General features: G+C 65.0%; 21 protein-coding genes and 1 tRNA gene. 15 read left to right on the top strand and 7 right to left on the bottom strand.

Annotated features, from left to right (window positions below; genetic code table 11):
• Positions 1 to 106: 106 nt before the first annotated feature.
• Entirely contained in the window at positions 107 to 325 is a 219-nt protein-coding gene (locus tag PHA81_RS07495) for a hypothetical protein (protein ID WP_005045268.1), read from the bottom strand.
• A gap of 171 nt (positions 326 to 496) precedes the next feature.
• Here PHA81_RS07495 and PHA81_RS07490 point away from each other — a divergent pair, with 171 nt between their 5' ends.
• From PHA81_RS07490 to PHA81_RS07440, 11 genes are all read left to right on the top strand, one after another.
• A complete protein-coding gene (locus tag PHA81_RS07490; RefSeq protein ID WP_206536862.1) occupies positions 497 to 1,027 on the top strand; it encodes an amino acid-binding protein in 531 nt (176 codons plus the stop codon).
• Complete coding sequence (locus PHA81_RS07485) at positions 1,024 to 1,977, top strand: homoserine dehydrogenase (RefSeq protein WP_005045264.1); 954 nt, start codon at positions 1,024 to 1,026, stop codon at positions 1,975 to 1,977. The genes PHA81_RS07490 and PHA81_RS07485 overlap by 4 nt, the downstream gene beginning before the upstream one ends.
• Before the next feature lie 144 nt (positions 1,978 to 2,121).
• Complete coding sequence (gene tuf / locus PHA81_RS07480) at positions 2,122 to 3,387, top strand: translation elongation factor EF-1 subunit alpha (RefSeq protein WP_005045262.1); 1,266 nt, start codon at positions 2,122 to 2,124, stop codon at positions 3,385 to 3,387.
• Positions 3,384 to 3,695 (top strand): 30S ribosomal protein S10, encoded by a 312-nt coding sequence (gene rpsJ / locus PHA81_RS07475; protein ID WP_206536545.1) that lies wholly within the window; start codon positions 3,384 to 3,386, stop codon positions 3,693 to 3,695. The genes tuf and rpsJ overlap by 4 nt, the downstream gene beginning before the upstream one ends.
• A gap of 105 nt (positions 3,696 to 3,800) precedes the next feature.
• A complete protein-coding gene (locus PHA81_RS07470) occupies positions 3,801 to 4,418 on the top strand; it encodes a rhomboid family intramembrane serine protease (RefSeq protein ID WP_005045258.1) in 618 nt (205 codons plus the stop codon).
• Positions 4,419 to 4,428: 10 nt separating this feature from the next.
• Positions 4,429 to 4,500, top strand: a tRNA-Ala gene (locus PHA81_RS07465).
• Positions 4,501 to 4,764: 264 nt separating this feature from the next.
• Complete coding sequence (locus tag PHA81_RS07460; protein WP_273836137.1) at positions 4,765 to 5,514, top strand: PHP domain-containing protein; 750 nt, start codon at positions 4,765 to 4,767, stop codon at positions 5,512 to 5,514.
• 180 nt (positions 5,515 to 5,694) lie between these two features.
• Positions 5,695 to 6,981 (top strand): OFA family MFS transporter, encoded by a 1,287-nt coding sequence (locus tag PHA81_RS07455; RefSeq protein WP_005045254.1) that lies wholly within the window; start codon positions 5,695 to 5,697, stop codon positions 6,979 to 6,981.
• 126 nt (positions 6,982 to 7,107) lie between these two features.
• The gene (locus tag PHA81_RS07450; RefSeq protein WP_161606975.1) at positions 7,108 to 7,272 is read left to right on the top strand and encodes a hypothetical protein; all 165 of its coding nucleotides are present in this window, start codon (positions 7,108 to 7,110) and stop codon (positions 7,270 to 7,272) included.
• 109 nt (positions 7,273 to 7,381) lie between these two features.
• Positions 7,382 to 7,873, top strand: coding sequence for a hypothetical protein (locus tag PHA81_RS07445; protein ID WP_273836134.1), 492 nt, complete (start codon positions 7,382 to 7,384; stop codon positions 7,871 to 7,873).
• Entirely contained in the window at positions 7,873 to 8,502 is a 630-nt protein-coding gene (locus PHA81_RS07440) for a hypothetical protein (RefSeq protein WP_152424520.1), read from the top strand. Before PHA81_RS07445 ends, PHA81_RS07440 begins: the two co-directional genes overlap by 1 nt.
• A gap of 34 nt (positions 8,503 to 8,536) precedes the next feature.
• Here PHA81_RS07440 and PHA81_RS07435 read toward each other — a convergent pair whose 3' ends face one another.
• Together PHA81_RS07435 and PHA81_RS07430 are read right to left on the bottom strand one after the other, a co-directional pair.
• A complete protein-coding gene (locus tag PHA81_RS07435) occupies positions 8,537 to 9,817 on the bottom strand; it encodes a ribonuclease R family protein (protein WP_005045251.1) in 1,281 nt (426 codons plus the stop codon).
• Positions 9,818 to 9,907: 90 nt separating this feature from the next.
• Positions 9,908 to 10,216 (bottom strand): hypothetical protein, encoded by a 309-nt coding sequence (locus tag PHA81_RS07430; protein WP_005045249.1) that lies wholly within the window; start codon positions 10,214 to 10,216, stop codon positions 9,908 to 9,910.
• 114 nt (positions 10,217 to 10,330) lie between these two features.
• On the opposite strand from PHA81_RS07430, the gene PHA81_RS07425 reads away from it, so the two are divergent.
• Entirely contained in the window at positions 10,331 to 10,810 is a 480-nt protein-coding gene (locus PHA81_RS07425) for an RNA-binding protein (RefSeq protein ID WP_273836129.1), read from the top strand.
• Positions 10,811 to 10,860: 50 nt separating this feature from the next.
• On the opposite strand, the gene PHA81_RS07420 is transcribed toward PHA81_RS07425, so the two are convergent.
• Entirely contained in the window at positions 10,861 to 11,514 is a 654-nt protein-coding gene (locus tag PHA81_RS07420; RefSeq protein ID WP_273836126.1) for a rubrerythrin family protein, read from the bottom strand.
• Between the two features lie 303 nt (positions 11,515 to 11,817).
• Between PHA81_RS07420 and PHA81_RS07415 the strand changes: the two genes are divergently transcribed.
• A complete protein-coding gene (locus PHA81_RS07415; protein WP_273836123.1) occupies positions 11,818 to 12,990 on the top strand; it encodes an MBL fold metallo-hydrolase in 1,173 nt (390 codons plus the stop codon).
• Positions 12,987 to 13,418, top strand: coding sequence for a hypothetical protein (locus PHA81_RS07410; protein ID WP_273836120.1), 432 nt, complete (start codon positions 12,987 to 12,989; stop codon positions 13,416 to 13,418). Before PHA81_RS07415 ends, PHA81_RS07410 begins: the two co-directional genes overlap by 4 nt.
• On the opposite strand, the gene PHA81_RS07405 is transcribed toward PHA81_RS07410, so the two are convergent.
• A complete protein-coding gene (locus PHA81_RS07405) occupies positions 13,405 to 14,142 on the bottom strand; it encodes an SDR family oxidoreductase (RefSeq protein WP_273836119.1) in 738 nt (245 codons plus the stop codon). The genes PHA81_RS07410 and PHA81_RS07405 overlap by 14 nt on opposite strands.
• 163 nt (positions 14,143 to 14,305) lie before the next feature.
• On the opposite strand from PHA81_RS07405, the gene PHA81_RS07400 reads away from it, so the two are divergent.
• A complete protein-coding gene (locus PHA81_RS07400) occupies positions 14,306 to 15,067 on the top strand; it encodes an SDR family NAD(P)-dependent oxidoreductase (protein WP_273836116.1) in 762 nt (253 codons plus the stop codon).
• 27 nt (positions 15,068 to 15,094) lie between these two features.
• On the opposite strand, the gene PHA81_RS07395 is transcribed toward PHA81_RS07400, so the two are convergent.
• Together PHA81_RS07395 and PHA81_RS07390 are read right to left on the bottom strand one after the other, a co-directional pair.
• The gene (locus PHA81_RS07395) at positions 15,095 to 16,450 is read right to left on the bottom strand and encodes an MFS transporter (protein ID WP_273836114.1); all 1,356 of its coding nucleotides are present in this window, start codon (positions 16,448 to 16,450) and stop codon (positions 15,095 to 15,097) included.
• Positions 16,451 to 16,831: 381 nt separating this feature from the next.
• Positions 16,832 to 18,286 (bottom strand): NAD(P)/FAD-dependent oxidoreductase, encoded by a 1,455-nt coding sequence (locus PHA81_RS07390; protein WP_273836113.1) that lies wholly within the window; start codon positions 18,284 to 18,286, stop codon positions 16,832 to 16,834.
• Positions 18,287 to 18,289: the final 3 nt, after the last annotated feature.

Below are 18,289 nucleotides of genomic sequence, written 5' to 3'. Positions count from 1 at the left end.
GCCCTCGGACGCTCCCGTTGGTCGCGTCCTCGCCCTCGATCCGCCGAGGACCGCACCCGCCACCGTACTGCGGCCGCTGCCGCACCGCGACCGCCGCAGCAACCGCTCAAAACGGCAGATACTGGTCGTAGAGATCGTCCAACCGATCGTTGATCGCGTCACCGTTCTGGCTGCCCCACGGGTTGCGCGAGAAGTAGTACATGCTGGCGAGGATGACGCCGATCGTCACCGCGAGCCGCGGCGCGAACGCACTGAGCAGGAACGACGACAGCCCCGCGATCAATCCCGAGATGAAGACATCCATGATCTGATGGGCGACCGACATGGATAGTATTGGGACGGCGCGACCCTAAGCGGTTCGACTGGCAGCGGAGCGCTCGGGCCGGACGACCAACCGCGGCAACAACGAACCAGCCGAGAAGTGAGTGTTTAAGCCCGACGGCCCGCGAGCAGGGGGTATGAATACGACTGACGCACGCACGCTACGGTGGTCGCCGTGAGCGAATCGGCCGACGGCACGGTCTCGGCGTACACGGTGCGGCTCGAACTCGTCGACGAGCCTGGCGAGCTCCTCCGTACGCTCGAACCCATCGCCGACAACGGCGGGAACCTCCTCTCGATCTTCCACGAGCGGGGCTCGCTCACTCCCCGGGGTCATATCCCGGTCGAGGTCGATCTGGAGGCGACGCCCGAGCGCTTCGAGTCGATCGTGACCGCACTCCGCGAGGCGGGCGTGAACGTCATCCAGGCCGGCGCGGAACGCTACGGCGAGGAACTCTCGGTGGTGCTCGTCGGCGATCTCGTCGAGACCGACCTCTCCGATACCCTCTCGCGGCTCGAATGTGCGAGCGCTTCGGTAGCGGACATCGCACTATCGGCCCCGGACGGCACCGATGAACCCGCGAGCGCCCGCCTCCGGCTGGCGACTCAGACCGGCGAGCGCGACCGTGCGCTCGACACCGTTCGCGACGTCGCCGACGAGAAGGACCTGCTCCTCGTCGAGCCGCTCGTGGGGGCCGACCGATGAGACTCGCGATCATCGGCTGTGGCGCGGTCGGGAGCGCGGTCGCCGAGCTTGCTGGCGAGTACGGCCACCGCGTGACGGCGCTCGCCGACTCGACGAGCGCGACGGTCGATCCCGACGGCATCGATGTCGGGACCGCTCTCGAACGGAAGGCCGAGGGCCGAGGCATCGGCACCGACGAAATCGATCGCGCGCTCGATGCGGAGTACGACGCCCTGATCGAGGCCACGCCGACGACCCTCGGCGACGCCGAACCTGGATTCTCACACGTGCGCCACGCGCTCGATCGCGATTCCCACGCCGTGCTCGCGAACAAGGGCCCGGTCGCCGAGCGGTACGCCGACCTCCGGGCGGCCGAGCGCGAAAGCGAGGGCGAAGTCCTGTTCGAGGCCGCCGTCGGTGGCGCGATCCCGGTGCTCTCGACGATCGCGGATCTCGGCCCGGCGAACGTGACCGCCGTCCGGGGCGTGCTCAACGGGACCGCGAACTTCATCCTCTCGCGGATGAGTGCCGAAGGGCTCGCATACGACCACGTGCTCGCGGAGGCCCAGGACCTCGGCGTCGCGGAGGCCGACCCCACCTTCGACGTCGAGGGCACCGACGCCGCACTCAAGTGTGCCATCCTCGCGAACGTCCTCGGAAACGGCGAGACGACACTCGCGGACGCCGACGTCACCGGCATCACCGATCTCACCCCGAGCGCGCTCGATCTCGCCACCGACGACGGCCGCACCGTCCGGCTGGTCGGCGAGGTCGTCGACGGCGACGGGGGCCCCGAGGTCCGGGTCGGTCCCCGCCTCGTGCCCGAAAACGGGACCCTTGCCGTGACTGGGACCCAGAACATCGTCCAGGTCGAAACCCGCCACGCCGGCCAGTTGAACCTGAGCGGGCGCGGTGCGGGCGGTCGGGCGACCGCGACCGCAGTGCTCGGGGACGTGGGGCGACTTCCCTGAACGAGTCGGTCATCCGCAGCGACGAGGCCGTGGGCAGGCGTCCCAAACCGGCCGAGGCTGGCGTTCTCGGGCCGTGTATCGTAATCGTTTTAACCGGAACTACCGAACGCTCCCGGTACAGCGCACCCTGCGCGTGAGACACCTATGGCAGACAAACCGCACCAGAACTTGGCCATTATCGGCCACGTCGACCACGGCAAGAGCACGCTCGTCGGACGCCTCCTGTACGAGACAGGCAACGTCCCCGAGCACGTCATCGAGCAGCACAAAGAGGAAGCCGAGGAGAAGGGCAAGGGCGGCTTCGAGTTCGCCTACGTGATGGACAACCTCGCCGAAGAGCGAGAGCGAGGCGTCACCATCGACATCGCCCACCAGGAGTTCGACACCGACGAGTACTACTTCACCATCGTCGACACCCCTGGCCACCGTGACTTCGTGAAGAACATGATCACGGGCGCGAGCCAGGCCGACCACGCCGTGCTCGTGGTCGCGGCGGACGACGGCGTCCAGCCCCAGACCCAAGAGCACGTCTTCCTCGCCCGCACGCTGGGCATCCAGGATCTGATCGTCGGGATCAACAAGATGGACCTCGTCGACAACTCCGAGAGCGACTACAAACAGACCATCGAGGAGGTCAAGGAGCTCCTCGGTCAGGTCAACTTCGCCACCGAGGACGCGAGCTTCATCCCGATCTCGGCGTTCGAGGGTACCAACATCGCCGAGGCGAGCGACGACACGCCCTGGTACGACGGCGAGACGGTTCTCGAAGCGCTCAACACCCTTCCGGAGCCCCAGCCGCCGACCGACGCCCCGCTCCGGCTTCCGATTCAGGACGTCTACACCATCTCGGGCATCGGTACAGTACCAGTCGGGCGCGTCGAGACCGGCACGCTCGAAACCGGCAACAACGTCTCCTTCCAGCCGAGCGACGTCGGCGGCGAGGTCAAGACCGTCGAGATGCACCACGAGGAAGTCCCGAAGGCCGAGCCGGGTGACAACGTCGGGTTCAACGTCCGCGGCATCGGCAAGGACGACATCCGCCGGGGCGACGTCTGTGGCCCCGCCGAGGACCCCCCGTCAGTCGCTGAGACCTTCCAGGCCCAGGTCGTCGTGATGCAGCACCCGAGCGTGATCACCGCGGGCTACACCCCGGTCTTCCACGCACACACCACACAGGTCGCCTGCACCATCGAGTCGATCGACTCGAAGATCGACCCCTCCAGCGGCGAGGTCGACGAGGAGAACCCCGACTTCATCCAGTCGGGTGACGCCGCCGTCGTGACCGTGCGTCCGCAGAAACCGCTGAGCATCGAGCCGTCGAGCGAGATCCCCGAACTCGGGAGCTTCGCCATCCGCGACATGGGTCAGACCATCGCCGCTGGCAAGGTCCTCTCGGTCGACGAGTCATAATGCAGCAGGCGCGCGTCCGCCTCGCCGGCACGAGCCCGGAGGACTTGGACGATATCTGCGACGACGTCCGCGAGATCGCCACCAAGACGGGGGTCAATCTCAGCGGACCGATCCCGCTGCCGACGAAAGAGCTCGAAGTGCCGATCCGGAAATCCCCCGACGGCGAGGGGACCGCGACGTGGGAGCACTGGGAGATGCGGGTCCACAAGCGGCTGATCGACCTCGACGCCGACGAGCGCGCACTCCGCCAGCTCATGCGGATCCAAGTGCCGAACGACGTCAGCATCGAGATCGTTCTCGAAGACTGAACGCGACGGTTCGACTCGACAGCTGTCGGCCGCGGCACTGAGCTCGCTCACGCGCTCGGCCCACACCACCCGTGCAGTTTTCTATCACGAGACACAACCACAGGTATGGGTCGCCTCGCGGGAAGTCCGACGGTTCAGACGCTCGCGATCATGGCCGTCGTGTTCGTCGTCAACGAGGCCACCAAGCTGCTCGGTTTGCTCGGCCTGTCGCAGTTCCTGTTCGTTCTCGGTCCGACCTTCCCGCTTCGACCGTGGTCGCTGGTGACGAGTGTCTATGCTCACGCCGGCCCCGCACATCTCGTGAGCAACGCGATCATGCTCGTGCTGATCGGACTGATCGTCGAGCGCTCGACCACGTGGTTCCGGTATCACGTTTTCTTCATCACCACGGGCGTGCTCGCGGGCCTCGCCCAGGTGATGCTCCTGCCGGGGAGTCGGGTTCTCGGCGCGAGCGGCGCGATCTTCGCCCTGCTGGGGTACGTCGTCGCCGGCAATCCGGTGTCGGGCTCGGTGCTCGACGTGCTCCGATTGAACCGATGGGCCCAGATCGCGCTGTTCGCGGTGCTCGCGATCGTCGTGACGGTGATGACCGGCGCGCCCGGCGTCGCGCTGGTCGCGCACTTCACCGGCTTCCTGCTCGGACTGCTCGCTGGACGCATGGGGCTGTTGGCGGTTGGCAAACCTCGCGACAGAACGCAAGTTACAAGCGGACCGCCCGGATAGAAGCGGATGCGGGCTCGTAGATCAGTGGTAGATCGCTTCCTTCGCAAGGAAGAGGCCCCGGGTTCGAATCCCGGCGAGTCCACTCCTTCACTCGCTTCGCTCGTTCAGTCGTGGACTCGCCGACCCTCGCAAACGCTTCGCGTTTGCTCGGTCCCGGCGAGTCCGTCGTGGGCTCGGTATCGTTCGAGCGATTCCGATGTACTCCCTCAACAGCAGACGGCTCTGGCGGCTCACAGCCACGATCATCGAAGTCGAATTACGATACGACCACTCGCCACCGCACAGCCGCCGCTCACACTCACTCGGAGGGAGCGCTTATTACCGATCCGGGAGATATGATTGACGAATGAGTCAGACGGCCACGGTCGCCATCGATCCGCACGTCCATTCGGAGGGCTCGTACGACGGCCGGGAGCCGGTCGAACTCCTCCTCGAACACGTGGCCGATCTCGAACTCGACGGGATCGTCGTCACCGACCACGACGCGATCGAGGAGTCGCTCCGAGCGGCCGAGCTCGCGCCCGAGTACGGGCTGCTCGGGATCCCGGGCGTCGAGGTCTCGACCAGCCACGGCCACCTGCTCGCCATCGGGGTCGAAACCCGCCCGGAACAGGGGCGATCGCTCACTGAAACGGTCGAGCGGGTGCGCGACCTCGGCGGCGTCGCGGTCGTTCCCCACCCCTTCCAGCGGAGCCGTCACGGCGTCAGGAAACGCTATCTCACCGACTGTGATGCGATCGAAGCCTACAACTCGATGGTGTTCACGGGCTACCGGAACCGTCGGGCACGGGCGTTCGCGACGGCGCACGAGTACCCGAAAGTCGGCGCGAGCGACGCTCACACCCTCCCGAACGTCGGCCGGGCCTACACCGAGATCCGGATCGATCTCGACGCCGCGTCGCTTCGCTCCGAGGCCATCGACGGCGAGGCGGTCGTCGAGGCGATGCGTGCGGGCGCGACCGAGATCAAGGGCAAGCGAACGCCGATCCACCGCAGCGCACGTCAGTACACGAAAGGTGCGTTCCGGAAGGGAGCCTATCTCGCCACGTCGCGAATGCCGGTCGTCCCGACCGTCCCCGCCTCGATGAGCGAGTGATCGGCGTGGCGCGTTCGGACCGCGGAGCTGCACTTCGAAACTGATTCGATGCGACACTCGTTTTGGCCACAGAACTGGGAACAGTTCGTGTCAAGGGAAATTTGTCTCTCTGTGCCCGAGAATCGGCAACCGTTTCAGCAACCAAAACTTGTTATTAACGATAGAACGTGCTGTTAGAGGATGTCAGCCACGGGCACGGACAAGAACCGATGGGTGATCGCGGCGTCGGCCGTCGCGATCCACCTGTCGATCGGTAGCATTTACGCGTACAGTATCTACCAGATACCGTTAAACGAGACGCTGGGCTGGAGCACGGGGAGCGTGACGACCGCCTTTTCGATCGCTATCTTCGTGCTCGGCATCACGGCCGCCTTCCTGGGGAGTTACGTCGAGAAGTACGGCCCACGGCGATCCGGGCTGGCTGCGGCCGTCCTGTACGGCCTCGGGATGGTCGGCTCCGGCGTGAGTGTCCTCCTCGGAAGCCTCCCGCTCTTTCTCGCTACGTTCGGGGTCGTCGGCGGGATGGGAATCGGAGTCGGATACATCACACCGATCGGGACGCTCGTCGAGTGGTTCCCCGACCGCCGCGGAATGGCTACCGGCCTCGCAGTGATGGGGTTCGGGGCCGGCGCGCTGCTGACCGGTCCGCTCGGAAACTTCCTGATCCAGGGCTACGGCGTCGCGACGGCCTTTTTCGCCCTCGGCGCGTTGTACTTCGTCCTGATGGCGGCGGGATCGAGCTATCTCGCCAAGCCGCCGGACGGGTGGCTGCCTGAGGGGATGGAAGACACACCGGAAAACCAGGAGGAAGCGAGGAGCGCGCTGTCGGGAATCAGTAACCTCACCGCGAAGGAAGCACGCACGTCGCCACGCTTCTGGATGGTGTGGCTCATCGTCTTCATCAACGTCTCGGCGGGGATCATGCTGCTCGCGTTCGCCTCGCCGATGCTCCAGCAGATCGCCGGCGCGAGCGCAACGACCGCCGCGTTCATCACCGGCTACATCGGGATCTTCAACGGCGGCGGCCGCATCGCGTGGGCCTCCCTGTCGGATTACATCGGCCGGACGACGACGTATGCGGCGTTTTTCGCCATCCAGATCGTCGCCTTCTTCGTGATGCCACAGGTCACGGGCGTCTGGCTCCTCGCGGGAATCATCTTCCTCGTCATCACGTGCTACGGCGGCGGGTTCGCCTGCCTGCCGGCGTACCTCAGCGACCTCTTCGGCACCGAGGAGGTCAGCGCGATCCACGGCTACGCGCTCACGGCGTGGGGTGTCGCCGGCGTGGCCGGCCCGCAGCTCGCCTCGATAATTCTCGAATCGACGGGGAACTACACGAGCGCGCTGTACGTCATGAACGGTGCGCTCGTCGTGGGTCTCGTGACGGTGGTCGTCCTCCGCTGGCGGATCGGCAAGCTCCAGAACGCGAGTCGTGCTCCGAGCGCCACGGAGACGGCGACCGACTGAACGACCGAGATCGACGAACCACCGATCGACTTTGGCTTCGTCGGCCGATAGAACGGTGACTGCACGGCCCCGTTGCTTGCGCTGGCCGGCCCAGCGGTGAACACGCTTCGTCCCGGTTTTCGCCGCATGGGCGCTATCACCGACCTCGCCGAAAGCATCAACGACGCACGGCGATCGATCCGGGGCGACGCGAGCACCGTCGGGAAGATACCGATTCTCGTGGTATTGATCGCATCGGGCATCGACATCCCGGTCATCATCGCGCTGCTCGTCCAAGCGATCGCCGAGTAATCGTCGCCGCACGTTCACGCGATGGTTTAAATTTTGAGGATAGAGCGCCTGTCAACTACCACATCTATTAACAAATGATTAATATGGGTAGCGAATAGCAACCGATTCAATGGCATCAGAACAACCAGACTCAGATCAGGAGGAAACTACTGAATTAGAATCAGACCCCGAGGAATCGATTCAAGAAACCACTTCAACTTCTAACAGCAAGCCAAAACTGGGTCCTGACGAAGTCTATTGTACAAGTTGTGGAGCAACTATCAAGAATCAGGCTGAAGTCTGTCCAGAATGCGGCGTTCGACAAACCACGGACGAAAGACAGACAGGAAAGCAAAAACAAGGCAGTAGCATCGAAATATCAGATAGACGTCAATATGAGTTGGAAAAGATGGCAAGCAAAGATATAACAACCACTATGCTGTGGGGGTTGTTTCTCACGCCGATTGGATACCTCAAGGTCGGTAAGACTGGGTTGGCCGTCCTGAATTTTCTCACCTTTAATTATATTCTTCTCGGGTTCGTTATCGTCCCCCTTCATACGAGAAAAATGATTAAAGATGCTAGAGAAGAACTCAGAAGGGCTGGGGTAGCAGGTTACTGATGTCGAGAGAAAAAGGCTATGACGAAGTCTTCTGTGCGTCGTGCGGAGAGGCAATTAAGGAACAAGCGGAACTGTGTCCTCACTGCGGAGTGAGAAATCAGGAGGTGAGTCAAACGTCATCTATCGAAGATAGTGAAAGCAGTTTGTCTTCTGGACTTGGAGATATTGATCAATCGACAGAGGTCGATATAGAAAAACTGTTCCGGTATGGGTTAAAATCTCTCGCGTGGATATTCGGTGTATTATTTGTTTTGGGAGGACTAGGCACGCTTTTCAGCGGAGCTGGAATCGTAGGATTGGTCATATCGTTCATACAAGGCGTGATCTTCATCGCTATTGGTGCAATTCTTCTTCCACCTGTTCGAGAACGAATCAGCATAAAACACCCAGTTACCACGGTAGGATGGAATCGTTCGACCGGAGAGGCAATCATTCGAAATGTCGAAGAACCCTGCAACGTGTGCTATGATAGTATCGACAAGGGCATCGCTCGAACCTATCGGGAACAATTTGTCCTTTTTGGAGTGCCGATAGCCACGAGGGATGAAGGTAGCAATAATTATTGTCAAAATTGTGCTGGTGGTGAGCCTTCGGTGGATATGACCGAGCAAGAACTCAGTCAGGCTTAACAAAACAAGATTCAACGAGTTTAGACTATCTAATTCATTGGTCCTTTTCCACGATCTCGATCCCACGGTTGTTCACCGCATCCGCATCCAGCCCGACCTCCTCTAGGAACTGCTTGTACTCGCGTTCGCACTTCTCGCCGGCCTGTTGTTGATCGGAGGCGTGATCACACAGTTGCAGCAGGTTCTCGGGCACGTCGTTCGCGTGGACGATCCAGTGGTTCACCAGATCGGAGAGCCGGCGGATCGGGCTGGTGAAATGCCCATAGATGTCGAAGTTGAGCGCGTGGTGCCCGCCGAAGGGGTCGTTCATGTAGCGGGCGCGCGGCATCACCTTCATCACGGCGTACTGGATCTTGCCGAGCTGGCGCTCAGGGGCCTCCTCCAGGGTGGCGTTCACCGCGATCCGGGGGTCGTCGCCCCATGCGTCACCGGGGATCGACACGCCGTCGAGTTCTTGGATCTCCTGCAGCGCGTCGTCCCACTGGTCGGGCGATGGCTGGGGGTGGACGCGGTACATCGCCTCGACCCCTTGATTCCACATCAGCTCGTGGGTCACGGCCTTGTTCGCTTTCAGCATGCACTCCTCAATGATGGTGTGGGCGCGATCGCGGCGCGGGTTCAATACTAAGGAACCGTCCTCCTTGCGCTGCTCGTGGAGCCGGTCGGCGAGTTCGAACACTAAGGAACTCTCCTCGTGGAGTGCGCTCTCGGGATCGTCGAGCCGGCGTTCGGCCTGGGTGTAGGTCAGCCGCTCGTCGCTCCGGATCACCGATTTGTAGATGTCGATCGACTCGAAGGAGAGGGTCTCGCGGTCGAGATGCATCTCGACGGTGTGGGCGAGGCGATCCTCGTCGGGCACGAGCGAACACACCGTCTCGGCGAGCGTCGCGGGCAGCATGTGGACGGTGTGATCCGGGAGGTAGACGGTGTTCGCCCGCTCGACCGCCTCGGTCCACATCTCACTGTCGGGGTGGACGTAGTGGGTCACGTCCGCGATATGGACGTGGAGCACGAACTCTTGCTCACCCTTCTCGATGCTGAGTGCGTCGTCGAAGTCCCGCGCGTCGACCGGGTCGGTAGTCCACGTCGTCAGGTCGCGGAGATCCTGACGATCGTCGAGTTCGTCGTCGATCTCGCTTGCGACGTCCTCGGTGCGGGTTTCGGCCTCTTCGAGCACTTCGTCGGGGAACTCCTCGTGGATGCCGAACTTCTCGAACAGCTCCTCGCGCTTGTTCTCGAGGTGGCGGGCGAGTTCCTCGTCGATCTCGACCGGCCCCTGTCCTTCGGTGGTGCCAGCGGCTGCTTGATCGCTCATGACCGGGCTACGGGCAGCCGACAATTAGTCGTTCTGGCACGACGACGGGTGCGGTGGGACGGTGACGAAGAAAGAACGGCGAGCCGCGAGTCAGCGCTCGCGCTCTTCGAGCGGACCGTAGCGTTCCTCGACGATCTCGTCGTACCGTCGGAGGAACGCGGTCCGCGACTCAGTGCCCTCGATGGCGTGGATCTCGACGAGCAGGGCTTCGAGATCGTCGCGCGGCTGGTGACAGAGGTCGCGATAACAGTCCTTACAGAGGTGTTCGAACTCTTTTCCTGTGCGTTTCCATCGATCGCCGTGCTTGTCGTACTCGCGCGCCTCCGAGCGCCGGACCGAGCCGCCGCACGCAATACAGGTGATCGTCTTGCTCTCCCGGGTGCGCCGGGACCCCCACATACGATCCCCTTCGGTAGCCGCGCACTTACCTCTTCGCGTCGGCCACCTGTCGTATCCGGGTTGTGTCCGTGTCGCTGGCGCACGATTTATCACCGCCGATGGGTACGAGAGGGTATGCAGGTCAGATCCCGCCACCACCTCAGAAGCGACGCAGTCGACGAGATCGAGCGGACGCTCGCCGATCGGCTCGGCGTCGACCTCGCCGGTGACACCTACGAGCGCGTCGAGTTCGCCGAAAGTGATCGTGACCTCGTCCTCGTCGATGGCGAGCCGCTCGTGATCTACCTCGACGACGCACCCTTCCTTACCGTGCGCGGCGCGAACGCCCATCCGCCCGAGACGGGTGTCGTCACCGTCGACACCGGCGCGATCTCCTTTGTCTCGGACGGCGCGGACGTGATGCGGCCAGGTATCACCGAGGCCGACCCCGGAATCGAAGCGGACCAGCACGTCGTGATCGTTGAGGAAGCTCACGGCAAGGCTCTCGCGGTCGGGCGCGCGCTCGTCGACGGGAGTGAGATGGCCGGGAATTCGGGGAAGGTCGTCGCATCGGTCCACCACGTCGGCGACGACCTCTACGAGTTCTCGATCTGAGACGCACACCGCTCTCGGCACCCGCACTCGGTTGCGAGCGACGGCACGACTCAGCAGACCGAACGCGGGTCGAGCCCCATCGCGTCGAGATCGCCCGCGAACTCGTCGTACGCGACGTCGATCGTCGCCGTGGCGGCCCCGCGGGCGCGCTCCCAATCGTCGTTCGCGGTGCAGACCGCATCGAGCACCGCCGCCCCTTCGTCGAGGAGGTCGCCGGTTTCGGATCGAAGTTCTCGAAAGAGATCGGCGCGGCGCTCGTCCGCCTCGTTGACGAAGAAGCTCACGATCTGAACGGTGGTGCGGTCGCTCACGAGCGGCCGTCCGACGAGACCCGCACCGACGCGTTCTGCGGTATCGTCGAGACCTCGAAGATGCTCGTGGAGCGCGCCAGGCGCGGCGTCCGGTCCGGAATCGGTCTCCGATTCGGGATCGCCGTCGAGGTGGTCCGCGACTCGGGCCGCGTGGTCGCGTTCGAGCGCCGCGACCGACGCGAACGCCTCGCGCGCCCGATCGCTCCCCTCGTCGTCGGCCCACTGCTCGAACGTCTCGGCGGCGGCCGTCTCGCTTTCGGTCGCTACCCGAAGAACGCGCTCGGTTTCGAGGTCGGCCCCCGTCGCCGCGAGCAGCCATTTGGTCCCGCCGAGCCGATCGAGCCGGGTCGCCTTCGCGTCCCGCACGTCGTCGATCAGGGTCTCGCCGTCCATGACGTCCACTATCGTGGCTGACACTTATACTGTCGGGCACGAGGAATCGATGGTGACTCATCGTGGAGGGCGACGGCAGCCGACTCGCCGGAGGCAAATCACGACGCAAACGAGAACCGCAGGCCACACCCTCCCCAACCGATTCCTTCGCTTGCTCGCTTCGCTCGCCGCACTCAGTCATCCCTCGCACGAGCGGACGCTCTCCGCACCGCGAGCGCCCGCCGCGCGCCGACCGCGATCGCCACCACCGCGCCGGTGGACACTCGACCAACAGTATATCGGCCGTGGACACCTACCGCGCACATGAATGCATCTTCGTCCGGATCGACGGCGGACGACGCGATCACCCCCGCCGAACTCGCGCGCGCCATCGACGCCGGCGATCGGATAAGCGTACTCGACGTCCGCGACCGCGACGAGATCGCGTCCTGGGCCATCGAGGGATCGTCGATCGAGCGCGAGCACGTCCCCCACGCCCGATTCCTCCAGGCCGAGGTCACGGGCGGGATCGACGACCTCGCCGCCGATCTCGACCTCGACGAGCCCATCACGGTGGTCTGTGGTCGTGGCGAGGCGAGCGATCACGTCGCCGACCTGCTCGCCGGGGTGGGCGTCGCGGCCCGCAACCTCGCCGAGGGAATGACGGGCTGGGCACGGGTCTACCGCGCGAGCGAGATCGACTCCGGTGGTTCCACAACCATCGTCCAGTACCGCCGGCCGTCGAGCGGCTGTCTCGCGTATCTCGTCCACGCCGGCGGCGAGGCGGCGGTGATCGACCCGCTCCGAGAGTTCACCGATCGGTACGTTGCCGACGCCGCGGATCGTGGCGTCGACCTCCGCTATGCGATCGACACTCACCTCCACGCAGACCACGTGAGCGGCGTTCGACGGCTCGCGGCCGAAGCCGGCGCGGAGCCGGTCCTCTCCGAGCCTGCCGCCGCGCGTGGCGTCGACGACGTCACGACGATCGCCGACGGCGAAGCACTCGAACTCGGCGACACGGTGATGGAAGCGATCGCCGCACCGGGCCACACCTCGGGCGCGTTCGCGTTCCGGGTCGGCAATACCCTGCTGACCGGTGATTCGCTGTTTCTCGACGGCGTTCCACGGCCGGACCTCGAAGCCGGAGCCGACGGCGCGCGCGACCTCGCCAGGACGCTCCACGACACCCTGACCGAGCGCTTCGACGTGCTGGACGACGATCTGCTCGTCGCGCCAGGCCACTACGGCCCGTCGGAACGATCGGAGACCGACGGCGCGTACGCCACACGGCTCGGTGACCTCCGCGATCGACTCTCCGTGTTCTCACTCGATCGCGAGCGGTTCGTCGAGCGGGTGCTCGACGGGATGGGACCACAACCAGCGAACCACGAGCGCATCGTCGCGATCAACCGCGGACGGGAAAGCGCCGACGACGAGACCGCGTTCGAACTCGAACTCGGGCCGAACAACTGTGCCGCTGCGCCCACGGAGTGAGCCGACCCACGTCCGCACCGGCCACCGTTCGCGAGCATCTCCTCACCACTCACGCCGACCTGCTCGACGCCGTGCTCGCGTGTGCCGACGCCGTTGCCGACTCGTGGGATGGTGCGACCACGTCCGACCGGACGGCGGTGGTCGACCCGTTCAAGCGTACGCTCGATCGTGCAGGTGTACTCAACCGCCTGGCGGCGGCGCTCGCCGGGGCCGTCGACACGCTCGACGAGGAACTCCCGGCCCAACCGGTCGCCGCGCCGCCGTACGTCGCAATCACGAGCGTCGGTCCCGTCCTGCGTGCGACGCTCGATTCCGAGCGTCTGGTGGTCACGATCCACGCCTTCGCGGTCGAGCGCGATCCCACGAGATACGTCCGCGGACCGGCCGACCCCGCCGACGCGCTCGCAGTCGAACTCAGAAGTCGCTGAACTTGTCGCGCCGGAAGAGGTCGAGTTCGCTCACGGTCGAGCGGTCCTGGCGCGCGGCGAACGCGATCGCGTCGCCGATCTCGTCGGGTTCGGTGACCTCGCCCTCGTCGAACCGTTCCGCGAAGCTCTCGTCGTCGCCGAACTCCGTCCGCACCTCCGAGGGGTTGATCACGGTGACACCGACGCCCGCCTCACCGACTGCGCCAGCGACGCTATGGGCGAACCCGCGAACCCACCACTTCGTCGCGGCGTAGACCGGGTTGAACGGGCGGGGGTACTGCCCCGCGAAGCTCCCCACGAAGACCAGGTTTCCCTCGGACGCCCGGAGATGGGGGAGCGCCGCGCGCGTCGCGAAGAAACAGCCGTCGACGTTGACATCCATCATGGTGCGGTACTCCTCGGTCGAGAGGTCCTCCACGGCCGACCCGCGCGCGAGACCGGCGTTGTTGACGAGCACGTCGAGGCCGCCGAACGCATCGACCGTCCCATCGACGAGGTCCGCGACCGCGTCCTCCTCGGTGACGTCGGTCGGTGCGACGAGGGTCGCGACGCCGTGATCGGCTTCGAGCTCCGCAGCGAGTTCTTCGAGACGCTCCTCTCGTCGTGCGGCGAGCGCGAGGTCGGCCCCGTCGCGTGCGAGCGCGTGCGCCGTGGCACTCCCGATCCCCGAGCTGGCTCCGGTGACAATCGCCGTGTCGTCGGCGAGTGGCTGGTCGGCTGCCATACGGTCCGATAGACGGCAGCGTGGTTCGTTCTTTCGGCGGTCGATCCGCGCTCACGATTGGGTTCACCCCGTCGATCCTCCGCCTACCGACGGTCCGCCCAAACATCGTGATCGTTCATCCACTACCGGGCAGGTTTATGCCGCCAGACTGTGGCGACCTACCATGCGATTCGAGGATCAGACGGTGTTCGTGACGGGTGCAGGCGCGGGGATCGGGCGTGCGACCGCCGAGCGCTGTGCCGAGGAGGGCGCTCGGGTGATCGTCACTGACGTCGACCGTGAGGGTGGCGAGGAGACCGTCGAGCGGATCGCGGCGGCCGAGGGCGACGCGACCTTCCACGAACTCGACGTGCGCGACGAGGCAGCGTTCGCCGACCTCGTCGAATCCATCGCCGCCGAGGACGGTCTCGACGCGCTCGTCAACAACGCCGGCATCGGCCAACCGCCGGCGGTCGTCGAGGAAACCGACACCGAGACGTTCGATCGAGTGCTCGACATCAACCTTCGGGGAGTGTGGAACGGCTGTCACGCCGCCCTGCCGGCGATGAAGACCCAGGGATCGGGCGCGATCGTGAACGTCGGATCGCTGGCGAGCGTGCTCGGTCTGCCGAAACAGTCGGTCTACTCGCTCACGAAGGGCGCGGTACTCAACTTTACCCGGGCGGTGGCCGCCGAGGCAGGGCCACACGGCGTGCGCGCGAACACCGTCTGCCCGGGGTTCACCGACACCGCACTCGGCCGGGAGTTCTTCGAATCCCAGGGCGACCCCGAGACCGCCCGCGAGCGGCTAACGGCCCAGTACCCCCTGCGACGGCTCGGCGAACCCGAGGAGATCGCCGACTGCATCGCCTTCCTCGCCAGCGACGAGTCCTCCTACGTCACCGGCCACGGACTCGTCGTCGACGGCGGGTACTCCGCGCAGTAGCGGATCGTTCGTCCCCCTCTCCTGTGATCAACTGCCGGCGACCGCGAACTCCTCGCCGAAGACGAGGAAGTAGCCCGTGCCGAGGAGACCGACGACGGTCGCTGTGCCGAACGCGAGCGGTGGGCTCCCAGCGAGCACCCGTCCGACGCCTGGCACCGCCAACCCGCCGTAGAGTACGCCGCCGAGCGCCGCGCTCGGAATCACGACGACGTTACGGACAAGGTAGTACGAGCCGGTGACGCGTCCGCCTGCACCGCGTTCCGCGGGGCCGACGATGAGCGCCTTGTGCGCGGGCAGTCCCGCAAAGCGCAGCCCCGAGAACGCAAAGAGCGCCGCGAGCACCCCCGCATCCGGCGGCGCGGCGATGAGCAGCGCGGGGAAGACCGCGTACACCGCGAACCCGACCGCGACCACGGGTTTGAGCCCCACCCGTCGGGTGAGCTTCGCGACGGGGATCATCGTCAGGAGCGCGACCGCCATCTCGATCCCGAGGAGAACGCCGAAGTACGCCTGGGGCGAGAGATCGACGGCCCCCACAACGGGAAGAGTGACCGAGAGGCCGACGCCCAGAAACCGGGTGACGACGATCACGAAGAAGACGTACACCATCCCGTTGGCGAAGCGAACCAGCGTGTCGCCGATCAGCAGCGGGCGGAGCTCCGGGGGGAGGTTCCGGAGGTCGTCGGCGACTTGCGAGATCCCTTCGAACTTCTTGCCGAAATCATCGCCAGCCGAGTCGTAGAGCACGTGCTGGGCGAGCGTCCCCAGAACAGCGAAGACAAACGCGATCGCGAGGATGGCGACGAACGCTTCGACCACCTGTGAATCGGTCATTGATCCGGTATCCGTCGTGGCAAGGGTGGCAAACACGCCGGCCGCGAGCAGCGGTCCCACCAGAAACGCGGTCCGGCGAAAGGTCTCGGTGCTGGCGAACCCCTCCGCGAGCCGCGCGGACGAGACGCTCTGTTTGACGATGGCGAAGGTCGCGCCCAGCCCGAAGGACTTCCAGGCCTGGGCGAACACGAGGCCGACGAATATCAGGGGGATGGCGAGCGCGCCGAACACGGGTGCGACGAGCCACACCGCGAAGCCGACCGCCGAGAGGAGGCCGAAGACGGTGAGCGCGTACCGCGAGCCGATCCGATCCGAGATCGCCCCTCCGGGGTAGGGGTAGACCGCGCTGATGACGTTCGAGAACGTGCCGTACAGCCCCACAATGAACGCGCTCGCGCCGAGCGCGACCATGTACTCCCCGAGATACCGGCTCGTCATCTGGAAGCCGAGACTGAACGCGAACATCGCGACCGAGAGCACGAGCACGTCGCGTTCGAGTGCGAACAGCTCCCGAACACGGTCGCGGACGCTCGCGGGCTCGCTTGCCATGCTCAGGAATCGGAGGCCGGCGGAATAAATCACTCCCGCGTAGCGATTCGTATGACTATATTTTACACGCGACTACAGTTCACACCGACCTGCTATCCATCCCGCTGTCCGAGTCTTGGAAGTTGGATTGCTCGGGATCAGGTTCCGACCGGGACGCGGTGGCGCGCGGGAGTGCGCGGAGCGCACGACTCGCGCGAGGGATGACTGAACGGAGTGAGCGGTGCGAACGAAGTGAAGGAATCGGTTGGGGAGGGAGTGGCCTGCGGTTCTCATTTGAATCGGGATTCTGTTCGGGCGAATCGGCAATCGTCGCCGACTGCTGTTACAAAGACGCGAAACCAGTAGCTGCTGATAGGTCCGTCAATAACGGTTGTGACAGCTTCACTCCAACTGGTCGCTCGTTTCGCGGAACAACCCGTCCAGAATCTCGGGCGTCGTCGGGTGGTACGCCCGATCGGGGATCTCGCGAACGTCCATCCCGCCCTCGACGATCACCTGCATCGTCTTCGCCATCACGTCGGCGTGGTAGTGGAGTCCCTGATAGCCGAGCACCGTGCCGTCCTCTTCGTCGACCACGAGGCGCGCCAGGCCCTCGGGAACGTCCTTGGTTTTGAACACGCCGTCGTCGGCAGCTTCGCGAGTCGCGGTCACGACCTCCAAACCCGCCTCTTCGGCCGTCGCCTGGGAGTGACCCACCCGCGTGAACGGGTACACGCCGAGCCCCGAGAACATCACGTGGTGGTGGACGTTCTCGTACGCTTCGAGCTCCTCGCCAGCGGCGTGGGCGAGGACGTTCCGCCCGGCAGTGAACCCCTGCTCCTTGGCGACGTGGAGGATCGGTTCCCGGCCGTTGACGTCGCCGACCACGAAGGTTTGGGGATCGTCGGCGGCCTGCATCGTCGGCCCGACCCAACCCACTTCGGGTCGCGGCACCGGCTCGTCACGGTCGCCGACCGTGGTGGTGCCGATCGAGTGTGTCGTGTTTTCGAGCCCGAGTCCGTCGAGCGTCGGTCGGCGGCCGGTGAAGAGGAAGAGCTGGTCGGCGTCGACCGTTTTATCCTGTTCGTCGCGCTCGACGTGGAGGCGCACGCCCCCGTCGGCAGTCGATTCGATCGACTGCTCGTAGGTGTGGGTCAACACCTCGATCCCGAACTCCTCGCGATAGATATCGAGCAGCGCGTCGCCGAAGGCGGGATCGGCCTCGTCGAGCGGGCGCGCGTCGTGCTCGATCACGGTGAGGTCCATCCCCGCCGCCTCGCTCAGGTAGGGAACCATCTCGATCCCGACGTAGCCAAAGCCCATCACGACCCCGCTGTCGGGGAACTCGGTACTATCGAGCACGTCCGCGCTGGTCATGTACTCGACCTCCCCCATCCCGGGGAGGTCGGGCACGTTCACGGTCGAGCCGGTGGCGATCACGGCGTAGTCGGCCTCGATCGTCCGATCACCGACCGCGACCGTGTGGTCGTCGACGAACCGCGCGGTCTCGTGGAGGAATTCGACGTTCTCGCGCTCGGCGAGGTCGTGGACCGAACTCCGGCGGTGGGCCGCGAAGTTCGACGTGTGCTCGTTCTTGGTTTCGACCACCGAATCGAGATCGACGTCGGGGAGCGATCCCGAGAGTCGGTGGTCGTGGCGAGCTTGAAAGCGGTGTGCGCCCGCCGAGAGCACCTCTTTCGAGGGCATACAGCCACGGAGAATGCAGAGCCCGCCGCCCGGCTCGCCGTCGTCGACGAGCGTGAGTTCGACGTCTTCGGGGCTGTCCCGTCGCTCGACGAGTTCCTGTGCGACCGCGACTCCCGCGCTGCCGTACGCGCCGACGATCACCACGTGCATGGG

This window comes from Halococcus sp. PRR34 (genome assembly GCF_028617175.1).
Classification (GTDB): domain Archaea; phylum Halobacteriota; class Halobacteria; order Halobacteriales; family Halococcaceae; genus Halococcus; species Halococcus salifodinae.
Note: the sequence above shows the minus strand (reverse complement) of the source record. Positions and strands in the feature narration are given on the sequence as shown.

Excerpts from the sequence above, each read along its gene's own strand:
- PHA81_RS07495 (WP_005045268.1), bottom strand. The coding sequence starts at position 325 with ATGTCGGTCGCCCATCAGATCATGGATGTCTTCATCTCGGGATTGATC.
- PHA81_RS07485 (WP_005045264.1), top strand. The coding sequence starts at position 1,024 with ATGAGACTCGCGATCATCGGCTGTGGCGCGGTCGGGAGCGCGGTCGCC.
- tuf (WP_005045262.1), top strand. The coding sequence starts at position 2,122 with ATGGCAGACAAACCGCACCAGAACTTGGCCATTATCGGCCACGTCGAC.
- PHA81_RS07470 (WP_005045258.1), top strand. The coding sequence starts at position 3,801 with ATGGGTCGCCTCGCGGGAAGTCCGACGGTTCAGACGCTCGCGATCATG.
- PHA81_RS07460 (WP_273836137.1), top strand. The coding sequence starts at position 4,765 with ATGAGTCAGACGGCCACGGTCGCCATCGATCCGCACGTCCATTCGGAG.
- PHA81_RS07455 (WP_005045254.1), top strand. The coding sequence starts at position 5,695 with ATGTCAGCCACGGGCACGGACAAGAACCGATGGGTGATCGCGGCGTCG.
- PHA81_RS07450 (WP_161606975.1), top strand. The coding sequence starts at position 7,108 with ATGGGCGCTATCACCGACCTCGCCGAAAGCATCAACGACGCACGGCGA.
- PHA81_RS07445 (WP_273836134.1), top strand. The coding sequence starts at position 7,382 with ATGGCATCAGAACAACCAGACTCAGATCAGGAGGAAACTACTGAATTA.
- PHA81_RS07440 (WP_152424520.1), top strand. The coding sequence starts at position 7,873 with ATGTCGAGAGAAAAAGGCTATGACGAAGTCTTCTGTGCGTCGTGCGGA.
- PHA81_RS07435 (WP_005045251.1), bottom strand. The coding sequence starts at position 9,817 with ATGAGCGATCAAGCAGCCGCTGGCACCACCGAAGGACAGGGGCCGGTC.
- PHA81_RS07430 (WP_005045249.1), bottom strand. The coding sequence starts at position 10,216 with ATGTGGGGGTCCCGGCGCACCCGGGAGAGCAAGACGATCACCTGTATT.
- PHA81_RS07425 (WP_273836129.1), top strand. The coding sequence starts at position 10,331 with ATGCAGGTCAGATCCCGCCACCACCTCAGAAGCGACGCAGTCGACGAG.
- PHA81_RS07420 (WP_273836126.1), bottom strand. The coding sequence starts at position 11,514 with ATGGACGGCGAGACCCTGATCGACGACGTGCGGGACGCGAAGGCGACC.
- PHA81_RS07415 (WP_273836123.1), top strand. The coding sequence starts at position 11,818 with ATGAATGCATCTTCGTCCGGATCGACGGCGGACGACGCGATCACCCCC.
- PHA81_RS07405 (WP_273836119.1), bottom strand. The coding sequence starts at position 14,142 with ATGGCAGCCGACCAGCCACTCGCCGACGACACGGCGATTGTCACCGGA.
- PHA81_RS07400 (WP_273836116.1), top strand. The coding sequence starts at position 14,306 with ATGCGATTCGAGGATCAGACGGTGTTCGTGACGGGTGCAGGCGCGGGG.
- PHA81_RS07395 (WP_273836114.1), bottom strand. The coding sequence starts at position 16,450 with ATGGCAAGCGAGCCCGCGAGCGTCCGCGACCGTGTTCGGGAGCTGTTC.
- PHA81_RS07390 (WP_273836113.1), bottom strand. The coding sequence starts at position 18,286 with ATGCACGTGGTGATCGTCGGCGCGTACGGCAGCGCGGGAGTCGCGGTC.